Consider the following 16,452-nt stretch of genomic DNA (forward strand, 5'->3'; position numbering starts at 1 on the left):
TACTGCGCCTGGAGTTAAGTATGTTCAAGCCTGCATTTCGCTGATGCCGACTTGTTGCAGTGCGTGCGCCAGGTCCATTACCTGGCGCTGTTCTGTGTCTTTGAGCTGCTGCAATTGCTGGCCGAGGCTCGGCGCGCCAAACACGCCGCGCAGCCCCTGGGCCGGGTCGCCCTGGCCGTTGATCGGTTTGCTGTCGAACGCTTTGAGGGTGCTGTCATCGCCGTGGGTTTCATGGCTGAACAGGCTCGACAAGGTGCTTGAGCCGAATACCCCACCATCGCCGCCGCCAAAACCCAGGAAACCGTTGGCACTGCCGTCACCGGCACCATCGGTGCCGAACACCTGGGCGATATAGCTGGGTGCCAGCGCGCCGTTGTGGATAAAGATGCTGCCGACCGGTGGCAAGCCTGCACCCAGCTGACGTGGCTCGAACAACGGCGGGAAGCCGATAGGTGAGCCGAGGTTGCCCAGCGGCGCGCCAAACACGCTCGGCTGCAACGGCGCGTTCGGTGCGCCTTGAGGCGGTGCCGGGTTGGTGACGCGGAACAGTGGGTCGCCAGTCAATGCCACGGTATTGATCGTGTAGTTATTGGAGTTGGCAAAACCACTGCCCACGTTGCCCGAAAGGTCACTCACCAAGCGGTTATCGAGGGTAATGAAATTACTCGGATCGTTGAGATTGGCCGTAGGCGTCAACGTCGCCGTCCAGGTCTTGCCGCCATCGCTGGTCGCCAGGTTGGACAAGGCGCCGTTGGCCACACTCAGGTCATCCAGGCTGAAGCCACTGACTTTCTCGCTGAAGGTGAACGTCACGACAGTGGTCTGGCCGACGGTCAGGCTCGGGTTGGCAATACTGATGGTCGCAGTGGGGCGTTCGCCATCGATCGCGTAGTTATTGGAGATCGCAATACCGCTGCCGGCGTTACCGGCGGCGTCGTTGACCTGGCTGGCATCCAGCACGATCAGGTTGGTTGCGTCGGTGATAGCGGCCGTCGGCGTCAGGGTGGCGGTCCAGGTTTTGCCGCCGTCCTGGCTCGCCAGGTTGGACAGCACGCCATTGGCCACACTCAGCTGCGAGAGGTCGAAGCCCGTCACGGCTTCACTGAAAGCGATGGTCACCGTGGTGGTTTGCCCGATGTTCAGGGCGCTGTCGGCCACGGAAATAGTCGCGGTGGGGCGCTGGGTGTCGATGGCGTAGTTATTGGAGTCGGTGGTGCCGCTGCCCGCGTTGCCTGAAGCGTTCTGCACGCCACTGTTGTCGAGGGTGATCAGATTGCTGGTGTCGGTGATGTTGGCCGTTGGCGTCAACGTCGCCGTCCAGGTCATACCGCCATCACTGGATGCCAGGTTGCTCAGGGTGCCATTGGCCACGCTCAGATCGGCAGTGGTGAAACCGTTGACCGCCTCGGAGAAGGTGATGGTGACTTGAGCCGTTTCACCCTGCTTGAGTGCGCTGTGGTCGACCACGATGTTCGCCGTCGGCCGCACTGTATCAATGCTGAAATTGCCCGAAAGGGTAACACCTGTGCCGGCGTTGTTGGCCAGGTCGGTGACGCCCGTGTTGTTCAGGGTGATCAGGTTGGTGGTGTCATGAATGTTGCTGGTCGGGGTGAAGGTCGCGGTCCAGGTGATACCGCCGTCCACACTGCTCACCGCCGACAGTGTGCCGTTAGGGACGCTCAAGTCGTTGTTGTCAAAACCGCTGACCGCCTCACTGAACGTAATGGTCACCAACGAGGTTTGGCCAATGGCCAACGTCGGGTTGGCAAGCACAATACTGGCGGTCGGCGCCTGGGTATCGACGCTGTAGGCATTCGACTGGGTGATGCCCGTGCCACTGTTACCCGCAAGGTCATCGACTCCGGTGTTGTTCAGCGTGATGACGGCTGCAGCATGCGTCACACCAGCGACAGGTGTCAGGATGGCGGTCCAGGTGATACCCCCGTCGGCACTGCTCACGTTGCTCAACGTGCCGTCGGCGACGGTCAGGTCGGCGTTGCTGAAACCGCTGACCGCCTCGCTGAACGTAATGGTCACCAACGAAGTGGCACCGATGTTCAAGCCGTTATTGGCAACGACGATGGTCGCCGTTGGCCGCTGGGTGTCGATGGCGTAATTGTTGGAGTCGGTGGTGCCGCTGCCGACGTTGCCCGAGGCATTCTGCACGCCGCTGTTGTCCAGCGTGATCAGGTTGGTGGTGTCGGTGATGTTGTTGGTCGGCGTGAAGGTCGCCGTCCAGGTAACCCCTCCGTCGCTGCTGCTCACCGCCGTCAAGGTGCCGTTGGCGATGGTCAGGTCGGCGTTGGTGAAACCGCTCACCGCCTCGCTGAAGGTGATGGTCACCAACGAGGTATCACCGATTTTCACCGCGTTGTCCGCCACCACGATGCTCGCGGTCGGCCGTACGGTATCGATGGTGAAGTTGGCCGAGTTGGTGATGCCTGAGCCCGCGTTGCCGGCCAGGTCGCTGACGCCCGCATTATTCAGGGTGATCAGGTTAGTGGTGTCGCGGATGTTGCTGGTAGGGGTAAAGGTCGCCGTCCAAGTCACCCCACCATCGGCGCTGCTCACGGTACTCAGAGTGCCATTGGGCACGCTCAAGTCGCTGTTGTCGAAGCCGCTGACGGCCTCGCTGAAGGTTATCGTCACCCCAGAAGTCTGGCCAATGGCCAAAGTCGGGTTGGCGACCACGATCGTGGCGGTGGGCGCCTGGGTGTCGATGTTGTAGGCATTCGACAGCGTACTGCCTGCACCACTGTTCCCGGCCAGGTCGTTGACGCCCGCGTTGTTCAGCGTAATGACGTCGCCCGTATGGCTTACACCCTGGGTGGGCGTCAAGTTGGCGGTCCAGGTGATACCCCCGTCGGCACTGCTCACGTTGCTCAAGGTACCGCCGGCGACGGTCAGGTCGGCGTTGCTGAAACCGCTGACCGCCTCGCTGAACGTGATGGTCACCAACGACGTGGCGCCGATGTTCAAGCCGTTATTGGCAACGACGATGGTTGCCGTCGGCCGCAGGGTATCGATAACGTAATTGTTGGAGTCGGTGGTGCCGCTGCCGGCGTTGCCCGAGGCATTCTGCACGCCGCTGTTGTCCAGCGTGATCAGGTTGGTGGTGTCGGTGATGTTGTTGGTCGGCGTGAAGGTCGCCGTCCAGGTAATCCCTCCGTCGCTGCTGCTCACCGCCGTCAAGGTGCCGTTGGCAACGGTCAGGTCGGCGTTGGTGAAACCGCTCACCGCCTCGCTGAAGGTGATGGTCACCAGCGAGGTATCACCGATTTTCACCGCGTTGTCCGCCACCACGATGGTCGCGGTCGGCCGTACGGTATCGATGGTGAAGTTGGCCGAGTTGGTGGTGCCTGAGCCCGCGTTGCCGGCCAGGTCGGTGATGCCGGTATTGTCCAGGATGATCAGGTTAGTGGCGTCCCGGGTGCCGACGTTCGGGCTGAAGGTAGCCGTCCAGGTCACGCCGCCATCGGCACTGCTCACGGCACTGAGCGTGCCATTGGGCACACTCAGGTCGCTGTTGGTGAAGCCGGTCACCGCCTCACTGAAAGTGATAGTCACCAGAGACGTCTCACCGGCTGTCAGCGCCGAATCAGCAACCACAATGGTCGCGGTCGGCCGTTGACTGTCGACGGCGTAGTTGTTGGAGTCGGTCGTGCCGCCGCCGGCGTTGCCGGCCAAATCGGCAACGCCGGTGTTATCCAGGGTGATCACATTGCTGGTATCGGTAATACCGGCCGCCGGGGTGAGCGTCGCGGTCCAGGTGATGCCACCATCACTGCTACTCACCGCGCTCAATGTGCCATTGGCAATCGTCAGGTCGGCATTGGTAAAGCCGGTGACCGCCTCGGAGAATGTCACCGTCACCAACGAGGTCTGGCCGATACCCAGGGCGGTGTCCGTCACCACGATAGTTGCGGTTGGGCGCTGGGTATCGATGGCGTAGTTGTTGGAGCTGGTGGTACCACTGCCGGCATTGCCCGAAAGGTTGCGTACGCCGCTGTTGTCGAGGGTGATCAGGTTGGTCGCGTCGGTGATGGCGCTGCTCGGCGTGAAGGTCGCCGTCCAGGTGATCCCCCCATCGCTGCTGCTCACCGCCGTCAAGGTGCCGTTGGCAATCGTCAGGTCGGCATTGGTGAAACCTGTCACCGCCTCGCTGAACGTGATCGTCACCGCAGAGGTTTCGCCAATTTTCAAAGCGCTGTCCGCAACAATGATGGTCGCCGTGGGCAGCACGGTGTCGACCGTGTAGTTGGCCGAACTGGTGGTGCCCGAGCCCGCGTTGCCGGCCAGGTCGGCGACACCGGCGTTGGCCAGGGTAATGACGTTGGTAGCATCGCTGACACCGACCGTCGGCGTGAGGGTAGCGGTCCAGGTGATACCGCCGTCGCTGCTGCTCACCGCCGTCAAGGTGCCGTTGGCGATGGTCAGGTCGGCGTTGGTAAAACCGCTCACGGCCTCACTGAATGTGATGGTCACCAACGTGGTTTCACCGGCGCTCAGCACTGGGTCGGCGATGACAATAGTCGCCGTCGGCCGCTGGGTGTCGATGGCGAAGTTATTGGAGTCTGTCGTGCCGGTGCCGGTGTTGCCGCTCTGGTCGCTGTAGCCGGTATTGTCCAGGGTGATGTGGTTGGCGGCGTTGGTGGTACTCGCCGACGGGGTGAACGTTGCGGTCCAGGTGATCCCACCGTCACTGCTGCTCACCGCACTCAGCGTGCCGTTGGCGATAGTCAGGTCGGCATTGGTGAAACCCGTGACGGCTTCGCTGAAGGTCACTGTAACCAGCGAAGTCTGGCCAATCGCCAATATCGGGTTGGCGACCACTATCGTGGCCGTCGGACGCTGGGTGTCGATCGCCACGTTATTGGAGTTGGTCGTGCCGCTGCCGGCGTTGCCTGCCAGATCCTGCACGCCCGTCTTGTCCAGCGTGATGTGGTTGGTCGGGCTGGTGATACTGGCTGTCGGGGTGAAAGTGGCGGTCCAGGTCACACCGCCGTCACTGCTGGAGACAGCGCTCAAGGTACCATTGGTGATCGTCAGGTCGGCATTGGTGAAGCCGGTTACCGCCTCGCTGAACGTAATCGTCACCAGGGAAGTCTGACCGATAGCCAGGTTGGTGCTGGCAAACACGATGGTCGCATTCGGCCGTACCGTGTCGACGGCATACACGTTGGAACTGGTGGTGCCACTGCCGGCGTTGCCTGCCAGGTCGGCGACCCCGGTATTACTCAAGGTAATCACGTCACCGCTATGGCTCACCCCAGCGCTTGGCGTCAGGGTGGCGGTCCAGGTGATGCCGCCATCGCTGCTGCTCACCGCACTCAGCGTGCCGTCGGCGACGACCAGGTCGGCGTTAGTAAAGCCGGAGACGGCTTCGCTGAAAGTGATGGTCACAAGAGAAGTGCCACCGATGTTCAGCGCTGGGTTAGACACCACAATGCTTGCGGTGGGGCGCACGGTGTCGACGCTGTAGTTATTGGACGTGGTGACGCCGGTGCCGGTATTGGTCGAGGCGTCGGTGTAAAGCGTGTTGTCCAGGGTAATGACGTTGGCACCACTGGTGATCCCGCCCGTCGGTGTCAGGGTCGCTGTCCAGTGGATGTTATCGCTGGTGGCCAGGTTGCTCAGGGTGCCGTTGGAGGCCGTCATGTCGGCCAGGCTGAAGCCGGAGACCGCTTCGCTGAAGGTGATGTTCACCACGGAGGTGCCGCCGATATTCAAACCCGTGCTGGCTACCGCAACCGTGGCGGTCGGCCGTACCGTATCGACGGTGTAGTTATTGGAGGTAGAAGTCCCGCTGCCCGCCAGGCCATTCGACACGCCGGTGACACCGGTATTATCCAGGACGATATGGTTGGTCGCGCTGGTCACGCTCGAATTTGGGGTGAACGTCGCCGTCCAGGTGACGCCGCCATCACTGGAACTGACAGCGCTCAAGGTGCCGTTCGACACGGTCAGGTCGGCGTTAGTGAACCCGTTGACCGCCTGGCTGAAGGTAATGGTCACCAACGAAGTGCTGCCAATGTGCTGGGCCGTGGTGGTGACGACAATGGTTGCTGATGGCGTGGGTGAGTAGGCGGTGTTCAGGGTGCCGCCATCGTTGAAGATATTGTTTACGGCCGCCACGGAAGCGCCCGTGGCACCTCCGCCTGCCGCCTGGCCGCCGGAGCCACTGCCACCAACGTTGCCGCTGAGGGCCGCAAAGTTGGCGGCGGTCATCAACAGCGTGCCTTTGTTCCAGATTGCGCCGACGCCTTTGCCGGCCGCACCGCCCGGGTCGGCACTGCCACCACTCCCACCACCGCCGCCGCCACCACCACCGGCCGCGATGTTATTGGAAATCACCGAAGTGCCGACAACGGTCAGGGTGCCGCTGGTGGCGTTATAGATACCGCCACTGGCCGAGGCACCGGCACGACCCGGCCTGTCCCATCCAGAGCCGCCACCACCGCCGCCGATACTGATAGTGCCGTTGTTCGCCGTGCCGCCGCTCCCACCGTTACTGTAGCCACCGACGCCTACAGCACCGGCCCCCCCTACGTTGCTGCCACCCTTGCCGCCCATATAGGTGGGGCTATAGGAGCCGCCCGTGCCACCGGTGTTGGCGCTACCGGAGGTCCCGGCGTATACCCCCGTACCAGTGCCGGCGATACCGCCGTGGCCTCCGACCTGCCCACCAAGCGCACCGCCGCCACCGCCACCACCGCCGACCGGGCCACCGGCATAAGGCGCGGTCACCCCGCCACCGCCACCGCCACCCGAGGCGGCATTACTGGTCACCGTGACATTATTCAAGGTCAGGTTACCGAAGTTGACGATACCGCCGCCCATCGCAGCTGTGCCGTCGACACCTGCCTGCGCGCCATTCCCGACCGCCAGCCCTTGGGTGATGACCAGGCCATCGAGTGTCGCGGTCACCCCATTATTCACTCTCAGCACCTGGGTCTTGTACTGCCCGCTGAGGGTAACGTCCGCCACGCCGTCGTGGTTCAAATCACCCGCAACCGTGACATTCTTCGTGATCACCAGTTGAGAGTTCAGGTTAACCGTCATGCTTGAGTTGAACGTCACGGTATCGCCCGTCACCGAATCGCTCAGGGCTTGGCGCAATGAACCGGCGCCACTGTCGCCGTTGTTGGTCACCGTAATCGTGGCCAAGCCGTACTGGTACGCCGACATCGCCTGGTACGACAACGCGGTGTGGCTCTCGATGGAGCCCGTGGCAATTTCCAGCGTCCAGTCGCCGCCCCCGCCGGTGCGGTTGGTGGATGCGGCAATATCCCGGCCCGTCAATTGCGCGAGTGAGTCGACAAAGTTCAGCCCCTGGGTGCCCTGCGCCGTGTTGCAGGCATAGATCAGGATGTCGCCACCCACATTCATGTCCTGGCCGATCTGCGCCAACACTTCGCTGCGAGCCGCAACGTTGTCGGCCGACAGATAGGTACTGCCCAGCCACAGATCACCGGTGTTGCCGTGAGCGATAATCTGCACCGAACTCACGCCCTGATGGCTGCCCAGGTAATCGGCCATCTGCTGCAGGCCGTCCTTGCTCGCATCCAGTTGCACGACCTGAGTGCCGGGGGCAGCCCCCTTGAGCAGGTCGGCGGAGTCCTTGACCCGGGCGTCGACGAACACCACGGTCTGCCCCGGTACCGCCACGGGTGCCGGTGTCGCCGGCGCATCGGTTTGGCCATGGGTGTCTTTACTGACGGAGGCATGTTCGGCCGTCGGTGCCTTGGCCGCCGCATCGGCGGTGGCGTGGCTGTCAGCCTGGGCGGCATCGGCCACGGTGGCCGCGACCGCACCGTCAAACAACATGCGCGGCTCCAGGAACATGATCATCGGCGTCGCCAGGGTGTTGGCGCCTGTCGTTGTCTGCCGTGCCTTACCTTTGCTCCACCACATGTTGCTCACCCGCTTGTCGAATGCAGATACCCGCTATGAAAAAACCGCGATCAATTGATCACGGCATCGGCTTTGGTGCGAATTACATTAGCGGCGCTCAAGGTCCCATCCCGCCAAAAGTCCATATGCGCAAACTGCTCGAAGAGGTCAGGCGGCAAGATCGTACGCCGAGGTTGCAGCGCGACCTTGGGTTTGACCCGGTGCAACCCGCTGACGCCCAGCGCTTCGTCGAAGTCCGGTGCGTCATAGCTGAGGTTGTCGAAGTCATGCTCGAACCACGGCTCGCCGATAAATTCGTAGACCAGCCGCATCACGCGCTCAGGCGCCTGGGACAAGAGGTCATAGTCGACGATCAGCATGGAGCCGGCGTTTTCACCGTAGTAAGCCTCTTTGAGGGCCGACCAGGCATATCCCACGAGGCGATTGCGCTGGCCCAGGGTTTCGACGCGGCTGTACACGGTGTTGCGCTCGATATCGTCGTTGAACAATTTGGTGTTCTCAAACGGATTGGCGCGGTAGAGGCGCTCGAGGCTGTCCATGACCCACGCGACATTGCGCACACAGGCAATGACCTTGGCCTGGGGGAACAGGTCGTGCAAGGCGGGCATGCGCGCGCACCACTGGCGATTGGTGTCGAACACCACAGGGGTGGAGGGTTTGTCGCCGTAGTAAGCATCAAACAGCCCGCGCAACAGACGACGGCGGGTGTCCGGATCAATGACCGAGCCAAACTCGCTGCCGGCACTGCATTGCGCCAGCACGCCATTGAACAATGTCCCTACGGGGCTGCTCATGCCCGCGCGAAAGCGTGGGTTCTGCAGCAGGATCGCAGAGAGTAAGGTCGAGCCGGAACGCGGCAGACCGGAGATAAAGTGATACTGCAATCCCTTCACCACTTTGTAGGACAAGTCCATTTATGCCCAAAGCGTAGCTGAGGATTGCAGGGTCCACTAGTGGTTATTTGCCACTATTTCGACATTTTCTTAATGCCGATTCGCAATTAGCGACAGCCCTCAGGCTGCGAAGGCTCTGGGCCGCGACACAGGACAAACAGGCGTGCTCTTGCGCCGCCGCCATCCTGGCGCATCAGTTCGCGCCAATCGGCGGGAATCGGCGCGAAATCATCCGGCGGCTCGGCGCCGCTGATCAGCCACACGCGACGGGTATCCACCGGCAATGCCGACAGACGGTCGAGATAAATGCGCCCGCCGTCCTGATCCACCAGCGTGCCAAAGCCGTACGCGGTCGGCCGAGTCGGCGTGCCGTCAGGCTTGGGTGGCGTGTAGAGCTGTAGTTGGGCGTCGGTCTGGTCGTAATACACGTAGCTGAGGTACCACAGCATGTCACTGAGGACGATGCGGTCGTCTTCCTGATAGTTACGGTTGACGAACTCCACCGGCACGTTGAATTGGTCATGCTCGTCCACCGTGGCGTTGTTCTTCACCCCCAGCAGTTCCACGCTGACAAACAGCACCAGGAACGCCGCGCCCCAACGTGACAGCCGCTTGGGCAAACGGTCGATGGCCAAGGCCACTATGATCGGCAAGCCGAGGGCATACACCGTCAGGTAGCGCTCGATAAACACCGGGGAAATAAACGACACCGCGTACACCAGCAACAGCGGCAGCAGGAAAAACAGCGCCAGCAGGCCGGCCGGCCGATGGGCCTCACGATCACGCCAGGCGGTCGCAACCACGACGCCAATCAGCAACAGCGGAAACAGCCAGAACAACGGTTTCCAGAAATCGAGGCCCTCATCCTGGAGCATGAACTGCCAGACCATCGACGGCACGGAAATCAGCGTGACCGGGTCTTCCCAACCGATATCGCCGCCGACCTTGAGCTGTTCGACGTGCTGGGTCAGGTCCAGCAGGTTCGGCAACCAGGGCAGGTACAGCGCCACGATCAGCGTATTGGCGCACCACCACGACGGGCGCAGGATCAGACGCTGGCCCGGCGCCTGGGACGCGCACAACAGCCCCAGGTAGGCCCAATGCACCAACACACACAAGGCTGTGAAGTAATGGGTATAGAACCCGGCCACCATCAGCAGCACATAGGCCACCAGGTAGCGCGTGCGCTCGGGCTGGCGCACCCAGTACACCAGCGCCAGCGTGGCAGCGAGCAGCCACACGGCCAGCAGCGAATACATGCGCACTTCCTGGCTGTAACGCACGGCCGTGGGGAACAGCGCCAGCAGCACACCCGCCAGTATCGCGGCGCGCCGGGTGGACAGTTGCCGCGTCAGCCAGATCCCCAGGCCTACCGCGACCACACCGGGGATTGCACTCATGCCGCGAATCGACCAGATGCCATCGCCAAACAGCCCGATCCACCCGCGCAACATGAAAAAGTACAAGGGCGGATGCACATCATGGGCCGCGTGAAACCACAGGTCATCGATGGCGTATTCGCTCAGCAACAGGCTCGAGCCTTCGTCGCCCCAGATCGCCGAGGCCGTGAGGCCATAGAAACGCACGGCCATGGCCAGCGCCAGAATCGGCACCCACCATAAACGGCTGAGCCAACCGGCACCTTCCCAAGCCGCCGACAGGCGATTGACTGCGGGAAAAACCCCCACTTTGTTGTCTTGTTCTACCACAGACCGTCGCACCTCAATTCCCCTGATACTGCCCGATTCCCGGGCAAACCCGCCGTTGCGTCAACATGCGCCACTCTAGGCCAAAAGCCCCGGTTTCGCTCGCGGTTTCGCGACCACCGGGCGCCGTGCATCAGCGGCGTCTACGCTCTGCGATGACGCCAGATCAATTGGCGTCACACACCCATAGAGCCATAAGCAAGGATGAACGATCCATGGAAGTATTCATCGGCACTATTCAACCGTTCGCGTTTAATTTCGCCCCTAGAGACTGGGCCTTGTGCGCCGGTCAAACCTTGTCCATCAGCCAGTACCAGGCGCTGTTCGCCCTGATCACCACCACGTACGGCGGCGACGGGGTGCAGTCCTTCAAGCTGCCGGATTTGCAGGGGCGCCTGCCCATCGGCCAAGGCAACGGCGCGAACCTGTCGCCGCGGGTCATCGGCGCGTTCGCCGGGGTCGAGAACGTCACCGCCACGCTGGCCAACCTGCCGACCCACACACATGGCACCGCGGCCTTCACTTCCACCACCACCGTGCAACTGACCAGTGTCACCAGCAACCCGGTCACGGTCCCCACTGCCGCCAACGCGTTTATCGGCGCTTCCGGCCCCGGCCCGGGCAGCGCGACGATCTACTCGGACCAACAGGGCGCCAACCCGGTGACGCTCAAAGGCGTCAGTACCACCTTGACCGGCACCATCGACCCCGCCGGCCAAGGCCAGGCCATGGCCACGATGAACCCGTTCCTGGTGATCAACTTCAGCATTGCGCTGAACGGCATCTTTCCGTCCCGCAGCTAAGCCCTGGCCGAGGCCCACGGGCCTCGGCATTTCTCAAGTGGAGCCGCCTTATGCTGAACCTGATGACCCTCAATCATTTCCAGCCTTTGTTGAACCAGACCAGCGTGCTTTACCTGCCCGATGGTTCTGCATTGCCCATCCAGATCCAACGCCTCACCCACGCCCCCAAGGCCAGCCTGCCTGGCGGCTCACGCACGGCGTTCAGCGTGTTGCTCGAAAGCCTCGTACCGACCGATTTCGTCGACGGCCTCTGCCGCCTGCCACTCGGGGACAGCTGCCTGGAAAACGTGTTCGTATCCCGCGAACCCGCGATGGGCCGCGACACCCAGCGCGGCTATTTCTGCATCGTTTTCAACTGAGACGGGTACCACACCAGGCGCTGCGCGGCGGGTGTCTGTTCCTCCACCTCAAACCCCAGCGCCAGATAATGCTGGCGCGCATGGGGGTTACTCGCCCACACCACCGTCGCCACCGGGCAACACACCTGGGCAGCGGCCTGCTGCACCCCTTGCAACACCGCACGACCAAAGCCTTGCCCTCGCGCGGTAGGGACAAAAGCCAGGTACAACACACGGATTTCAGCAGGCCCGAAGTCGGCGCTCAACGCACCGATGGGCGTGGCCAGTTTCTCGATCACATAATGCAGGGCGCCGGGAAAATGCTCGTCCATCCCTCGTTCCTGCACCTGGAACTGCTGGGCAATCACCGCCTCCACCAACGCTTGCTCGCCATCTATCCATTGCAGATCCGCACGCGCCGAACGGTAGAGGCTCTGCAAAAACGGCCCATCGCTGCTGCGTGACGGGCGGACCACCAAGCCCTGCGCCAGGGCGTCATCCTTGTTCAACATCGTTCAACTCCTGTCAAAACCCGCTTTCCCGCACCCCCAACGCTGCCGCCCGACGCCAGGCGACGCCCAGCACCGACTCACTGCGCCCTTGCAATACCACCACGCCGCGCAGGGGCTGGCGGGGTGTTTGGATCGGTTGCACGCTTTTCAACCGCGCACCGTACTGGGCCTGGACCGGCTCCGGGCGCTGGTTTTCATCACGGCGTACGGCGATTGGCCCATGGTGGTCGGAGGTGAGTGCCTCCTGGTCCAGGTAGGCCACGCCATTGGTGTCGATATCGGTCAATTCGACAGGGATAGCGGCATGCATCGGGTCATCGGCGATAAAGCGCCCGGTGGCGCCCGGGGCTACCCGCCACAACTCTGCCTCGGCCAGGTAACCCCGCAGGCGTGCCCCCTCTTCCACCACTTGCGCGAGCGAATCCTTGGGCGACAGCCAACGGCCCACGCTCAATTGCGGCAACACATCGCGCACCGTGCCGGCATGGGGTGCGCGCAACAGCAACCGCTCGCGCTGGGCGTCCAGGCCTCGGTATTCGGCCAGGGCCTGGGACAGACGCTGATCGTTGATCCCGGCATCTGCCGCCGTTTCAGTGCGCCCGGCCTGGCGACGCATCTGCAACTGCAGAATCTCCACTTCACGGCGCACGATGCTTTGTCGCGCTTCCAGATCCGGCGACTCCAACTCGAACAATACCTGGCCTTGGGTGACGGCCTCGCCATCGGCCACCCGTACCTGCTTGACCCGCGCCGCCACGGGCGCATGCAATGCGCTGGCACGTCCGGCTTCGAGCATGGCCGGCAACTCCACGGCGCTGCGCCACGGCACCACCAGCGCCAGCAGCAGCAACAGCAGGCCCAGGCTGCTGAGCAACACCCGGGGGGCATGGGCCTGGGTGCGACGACTCCACCATTCGCGCCACTCCTTGAAGACCGGCAAGCCGATGAACCACACCAGTTCCACCAGCATCAGGAAGATCCCGAGCAGCTTGAAGAACAGGTGATACACCGCCAGCGCAATCCCCAGGAACAGCGCCGCCCGCCACAGCCACGCCAGGTAACCCCACCCCAGCAAGCGTCGTTGCATCGTCGGCGACCAGGGCTCCGGCGCCGGCTCGCCATAACCGAACAACAGTTCGCGCAGGCGCCAACGGCACAGTGCAAAAGCGCGGCCCTGCAAGTTATCCACGCCCCACCAGTCACTGATCAAAAAGTAACCATCAAAACGCATGAACGGGTTGAGGTTGATCGCCAATGTGGTCAGCCAAGTCGCGCTGGCCAACATGAACGCCGCCGTGCGCGCCGGACCGTCGGGCAACAACGACCATGCGAGCAGGGCAATGCACGCCAGCAACAACTCGGCCATCACCCCGCCGGCTCCGATCATCAACCGCGCACGGCGATCATTGACCCGCCACGCGTCGCTCACATCGGTGTAGAACATCGGCAGCAACACCATGAACGCCACGCCCATGCTCTGCACCCGGCACCCGGCGCGCTTGGCCATGAAGGCATGGCCGAATTCATGGCACAGCTTGGCGAAAAACAACGCCACACCAAATGCCAGGGCGCCGCCGAGGCTGAACAGGTGCGGGAACGTCGCCAGGAAACGCTGCCAGTCGCGTGCGACCAGGAACACGCCCAAGCCCAGGATGATCGGCAAACCGTAACGCAACAATCCCGGGCCGAAGCGCGCCAGCCAAGGCCATACACGGTTGAGAAACGCATCCGGGCGCCACAACGGAATGCGGAAAAACAGGTACTGATGCAGCAACACCTGCCACAGGCTGCGCTTTTGCGCGGCCGCTTTATAGAGGTAACTCGCCCGCTGCTGCGGGTCGAAGGCGGCGATCAGGTCATGGGCACGTAAAAAGCTCAGCAACTCCTCCACTTCGTGACCCTCCAGGGGCAAACCCGGTTCGCGGTTGGCGGCCTGCAGGACTTTTTCCGGATCGCCCAGCGACCAGTGACGCAACAAACGAATCGCGCTGGCGCCAAGTTTGAAATAGCGCCCACGTACCGGGTCGGCCAGGGTCCAGCGCGGCGAGCCGTCCAACGCGGCGCCGGCGGCGGACAGTTGCAGGTCTTCGCGCAGCCTGGGCAGGCTCATCAGAGACCCACGCTCTGGCGTAAGCCTGCCAGCGGCCGGCGCAGCAGGTACAGGGCCAGCGGCGCCCGCTCTCCATAGAGTTTCGCGGTACCGCGCAGGCCGATACGGGGCGGCGCATCATCGAATTGCGCATCGAGGCGATAGGCCAACTGCCCACCCGGTGTGGGCTGCGCTTCATAGGCGACCCGTTGCAGGGTCGCGAGGTGACGTTGCAGCGGGTCGCTGTCGAGAAACAGCGCGACCTGGGCATTGGGCGCCAAGGCAATCGCATCACCCACCGCCAATTCAATGCGCAACTCCGCCTGGGCCGGATCGGCGATCTGCAACAGCCGCTCGCCGGTTTGCACCGGTTTACCGGTCCAGCGATCGGCATCTGCGAATACGGCGATCCCGTCGCGTTCGGCGCGCACTTCGCTACGTTTGAGCAGCTCACGTGCATAGTCACGTTCAGCACGTTTTTGCTCGACGCGGGCGGCCAGCAGGTCAATCTTCGAGCTGGACTCGGCATCGGCAAAGGCACGCTGGGAATTGGCCTTGAGCTCCGCCTCGGCCACGCCCAGCGCACGCGCGGCCACATCGGCCTGGGCCGTCAGCGTGGTGCTTTCAAAGCGCAGCAACAGGTCGCCGGTTTTCACCGTCTGGTTAGGTTTGACCAGGAACTCCGCGATCACCCCATCCAGCGGCGCCGCGACGACTTGCCCGGCCAGCGGCACCACTTCGGCGGGCGCCAGCACCGACTGATGTACCGGGATCAGCAGCGTCAGCAGCAACGCCACCACCGCCGCTATCTGGCGTTTGCGGGTCAGGCGCAAGCGCCACGGCTGGCGCGGTTGCAACGCATGCCAGGCATGGCTGCAAGTGTCGCCCAGTTGCGCCAGCAGTACTTGCTCGGCCGGGCTCCACGGCGTGTCCCGCGCCAGCCACAGGCCGCCGAACACTCGGCCCTGGGGGTCAACCAACGGCAGCCAGAACACATGCCCGGCCGACAGGCCCTGCCAATCGGCTTGCACCGCGCCACTCAATTGCTCAGCCGGCACCACCCGTGCGGTCTGGCTCAACGCCAGCTTGTGCAACTGCGCCACCGCTTGTTCGACAAAAGCCACGAACGGCGCGTTGGGGTCGACGCTGCTCACCGCCGTCACCGCCCGCACCTTACCGGCGATCAACAGGGCGGCATGGCGATAGCCAAACAGTGGTTGGCCATCGTTGACCAGGCTGTAGGCCAGTTGCTCGGTGGTACGCGCCGCACGAATCTGACGCTCAAGATCGAGAAACTGCGCAAACACGCGCTCGGCGTGGCCCGCCATCGGTGCGTTCATTGCAGTTGCGCAAAGCGGGCAGTACCGCTCATGCCTGCCAGCAGCCCGGAAGCGTTCGGCAAGGTGGCGACCAGCAGCAGTGTCTGGCTGCCTTCATCAATACGAGCACCCAGGCGCTTGACCGTGGCCGTGAATGCCTGACCGGTTTCGTCGGGAGTGAAATTGAAGGTTTGCCCGGGCTTGAGTTTGCCCATCCAGCGCGACGGCACCCGCAGGTGGATTTCCAGGCTGTGGTTATCGACGATCTCCAGCAACGGCGCCCCGGCCGATACGCTTTCGTAACGCTGGACCTTGCGCTGCACCACTTGGCCGTCATACGGCGCCAGCACGCTGCAGCGTTTGACCTGTACTTGATAAACCTGGGTTTGAGCCTGGGTCTCGGTGAGTTTGGCTTCGGCGCGGGCCACTTCAAAACGCCCGACGGAGTTGAGTGCGGCCAGTTGTTTGTTGTGGGCAAGCTCCTCACCGGCGCCACGGCTGGCGGCCTGGGCGGCATTGAGCTGGGCCTGGTAGGCCGAGCAGTCGAAGCGCGCCAGAGTGTCGCCCTTCTTGAACGATTCGCCCTCGCTGAAGGGCAACTCGACGATCCGCCCCGACAGCTCGCTGGCCAGCATCGCCTGGTCGCGGGCACGCAACACGCCACGCGCCTCGTCGGCGCCGGTCGCCGCCGCAGAGGGGTGATCCAGCAACGGGTCGTCCGCCATGGCCAGTTGCGTCAGGCCCATCAGACATGAAACTCCAAACACCCAACTACGTAACGGCTCCATGCGGTAACTACTCCCTGATGATGTCGGCAGTCTAGGGCAGGCAAATCAAATTGCCACTACCTAAAACGGATAAATCTGAATTTATTGTAG

The 16,452-nt window shown here is 62.9% G+C and carries 9 protein-coding genes; 2 read left to right on the forward strand and 7 right to left on the reverse strand.

Features of this window, described 5'->3' with window-relative positions; genetic code table 11:
* Positions 1 to 24: 24 nt before the first annotated feature.
* The 3 genes from C9383_RS05345 to C9383_RS05355 all read right to left on the reverse strand — a co-directional run bounded on the left by C9383_RS05345 (position 25) and on the right by C9383_RS05355 (position 10,528).
* Positions 25 to 7,914: an Ig-like domain-containing protein gene (locus tag C9383_RS05345; RefSeq protein WP_090367644.1), complete on the reverse strand. Its 7,890-nt coding sequence runs from the start codon at positions 7,912 to 7,914 to the stop codon at positions 25 to 27.
* A gap of 50 nt (positions 7,915 to 7,964) precedes the next feature.
* Positions 7,965 to 8,828 carry a sulfotransferase family protein gene (locus C9383_RS05350; RefSeq protein ID WP_090367646.1) on the reverse strand — a complete coding sequence of 288 codons (864 nt, stop codon included), beginning with the start codon at positions 8,826 to 8,828 and terminating at the stop codon, positions 7,965 to 7,967.
* 86 nt (positions 8,829 to 8,914) lie between these two features.
* Positions 8,915 to 10,528 (reverse strand): glycosyltransferase family 39 protein, encoded by a 1,614-nt coding sequence (locus tag C9383_RS05355; RefSeq protein ID WP_090367648.1) that lies wholly within the window; start codon positions 10,526 to 10,528, stop codon positions 8,915 to 8,917.
* 200 nt (positions 10,529 to 10,728) lie between these two features.
* Here C9383_RS05355 and C9383_RS05360 point away from each other — a divergent pair, with 200 nt between their 5' ends.
* Positions 10,729 to 11,316: a phage tail protein gene (locus C9383_RS05360; RefSeq protein ID WP_090367650.1), complete on the forward strand. Its 588-nt coding sequence runs from the start codon at positions 10,729 to 10,731 to the stop codon at positions 11,314 to 11,316.
* A 50-nt stretch (positions 11,317 to 11,366) separates the two neighbouring features.
* On the forward strand, positions 11,367 to 11,675 hold the full coding sequence (locus C9383_RS05365) for a hypothetical protein (RefSeq protein WP_060755488.1): 309 nt from the start codon (positions 11,367 to 11,369) through the stop codon (positions 11,673 to 11,675).
* On the opposite strand, the gene C9383_RS05370 is transcribed toward C9383_RS05365, so the two are convergent.
* The 4 genes from C9383_RS05370 to C9383_RS05385 are packed head-to-tail and all read right to left on the reverse strand — an operon-like array spanning position 11,651 to position 16,362.
* Entirely contained in the window at positions 11,651 to 12,166 is a 516-nt protein-coding gene (locus C9383_RS05370; protein ID WP_090367652.1) for a GNAT family N-acetyltransferase, read from the reverse strand. The genes C9383_RS05365 and C9383_RS05370 overlap by 25 nt on opposite strands.
* Positions 12,167 to 12,179: 13 nt before the next feature.
* Positions 12,180 to 14,276, reverse strand: coding sequence for a site-2 protease family protein (locus C9383_RS05375; protein ID WP_090367655.1), 2,097 nt, complete (start codon positions 14,274 to 14,276; stop codon positions 12,180 to 12,182).
* On the reverse strand, positions 14,276 to 15,595 hold the full coding sequence (locus tag C9383_RS05380) for an efflux RND transporter periplasmic adaptor subunit (RefSeq protein ID WP_090367657.1): 1,320 nt from the start codon (positions 15,593 to 15,595) through the stop codon (positions 14,276 to 14,278). The genes C9383_RS05375 and C9383_RS05380 overlap by 1 nt, the downstream gene beginning before the upstream one ends.
* The gene (locus C9383_RS05385) at positions 15,592 to 16,362 is read right to left on the reverse strand and encodes an efflux RND transporter periplasmic adaptor subunit (RefSeq protein WP_090367659.1); all 771 of its coding nucleotides are present in this window, start codon (positions 16,360 to 16,362) and stop codon (positions 15,592 to 15,594) included. Before C9383_RS05385 ends, C9383_RS05380 begins: the two co-directional genes overlap by 4 nt.
* Positions 16,363 to 16,452: the final 90 nt, after the last annotated feature.

Source organism: Pseudomonas palleroniana, from assembly GCF_003031675.1.
In the GTDB taxonomy this organism is placed as follows: Bacteria; Pseudomonadota; Gammaproteobacteria; order Pseudomonadales; family Pseudomonadaceae; genus Aquipseudomonas; species Aquipseudomonas palleroniana.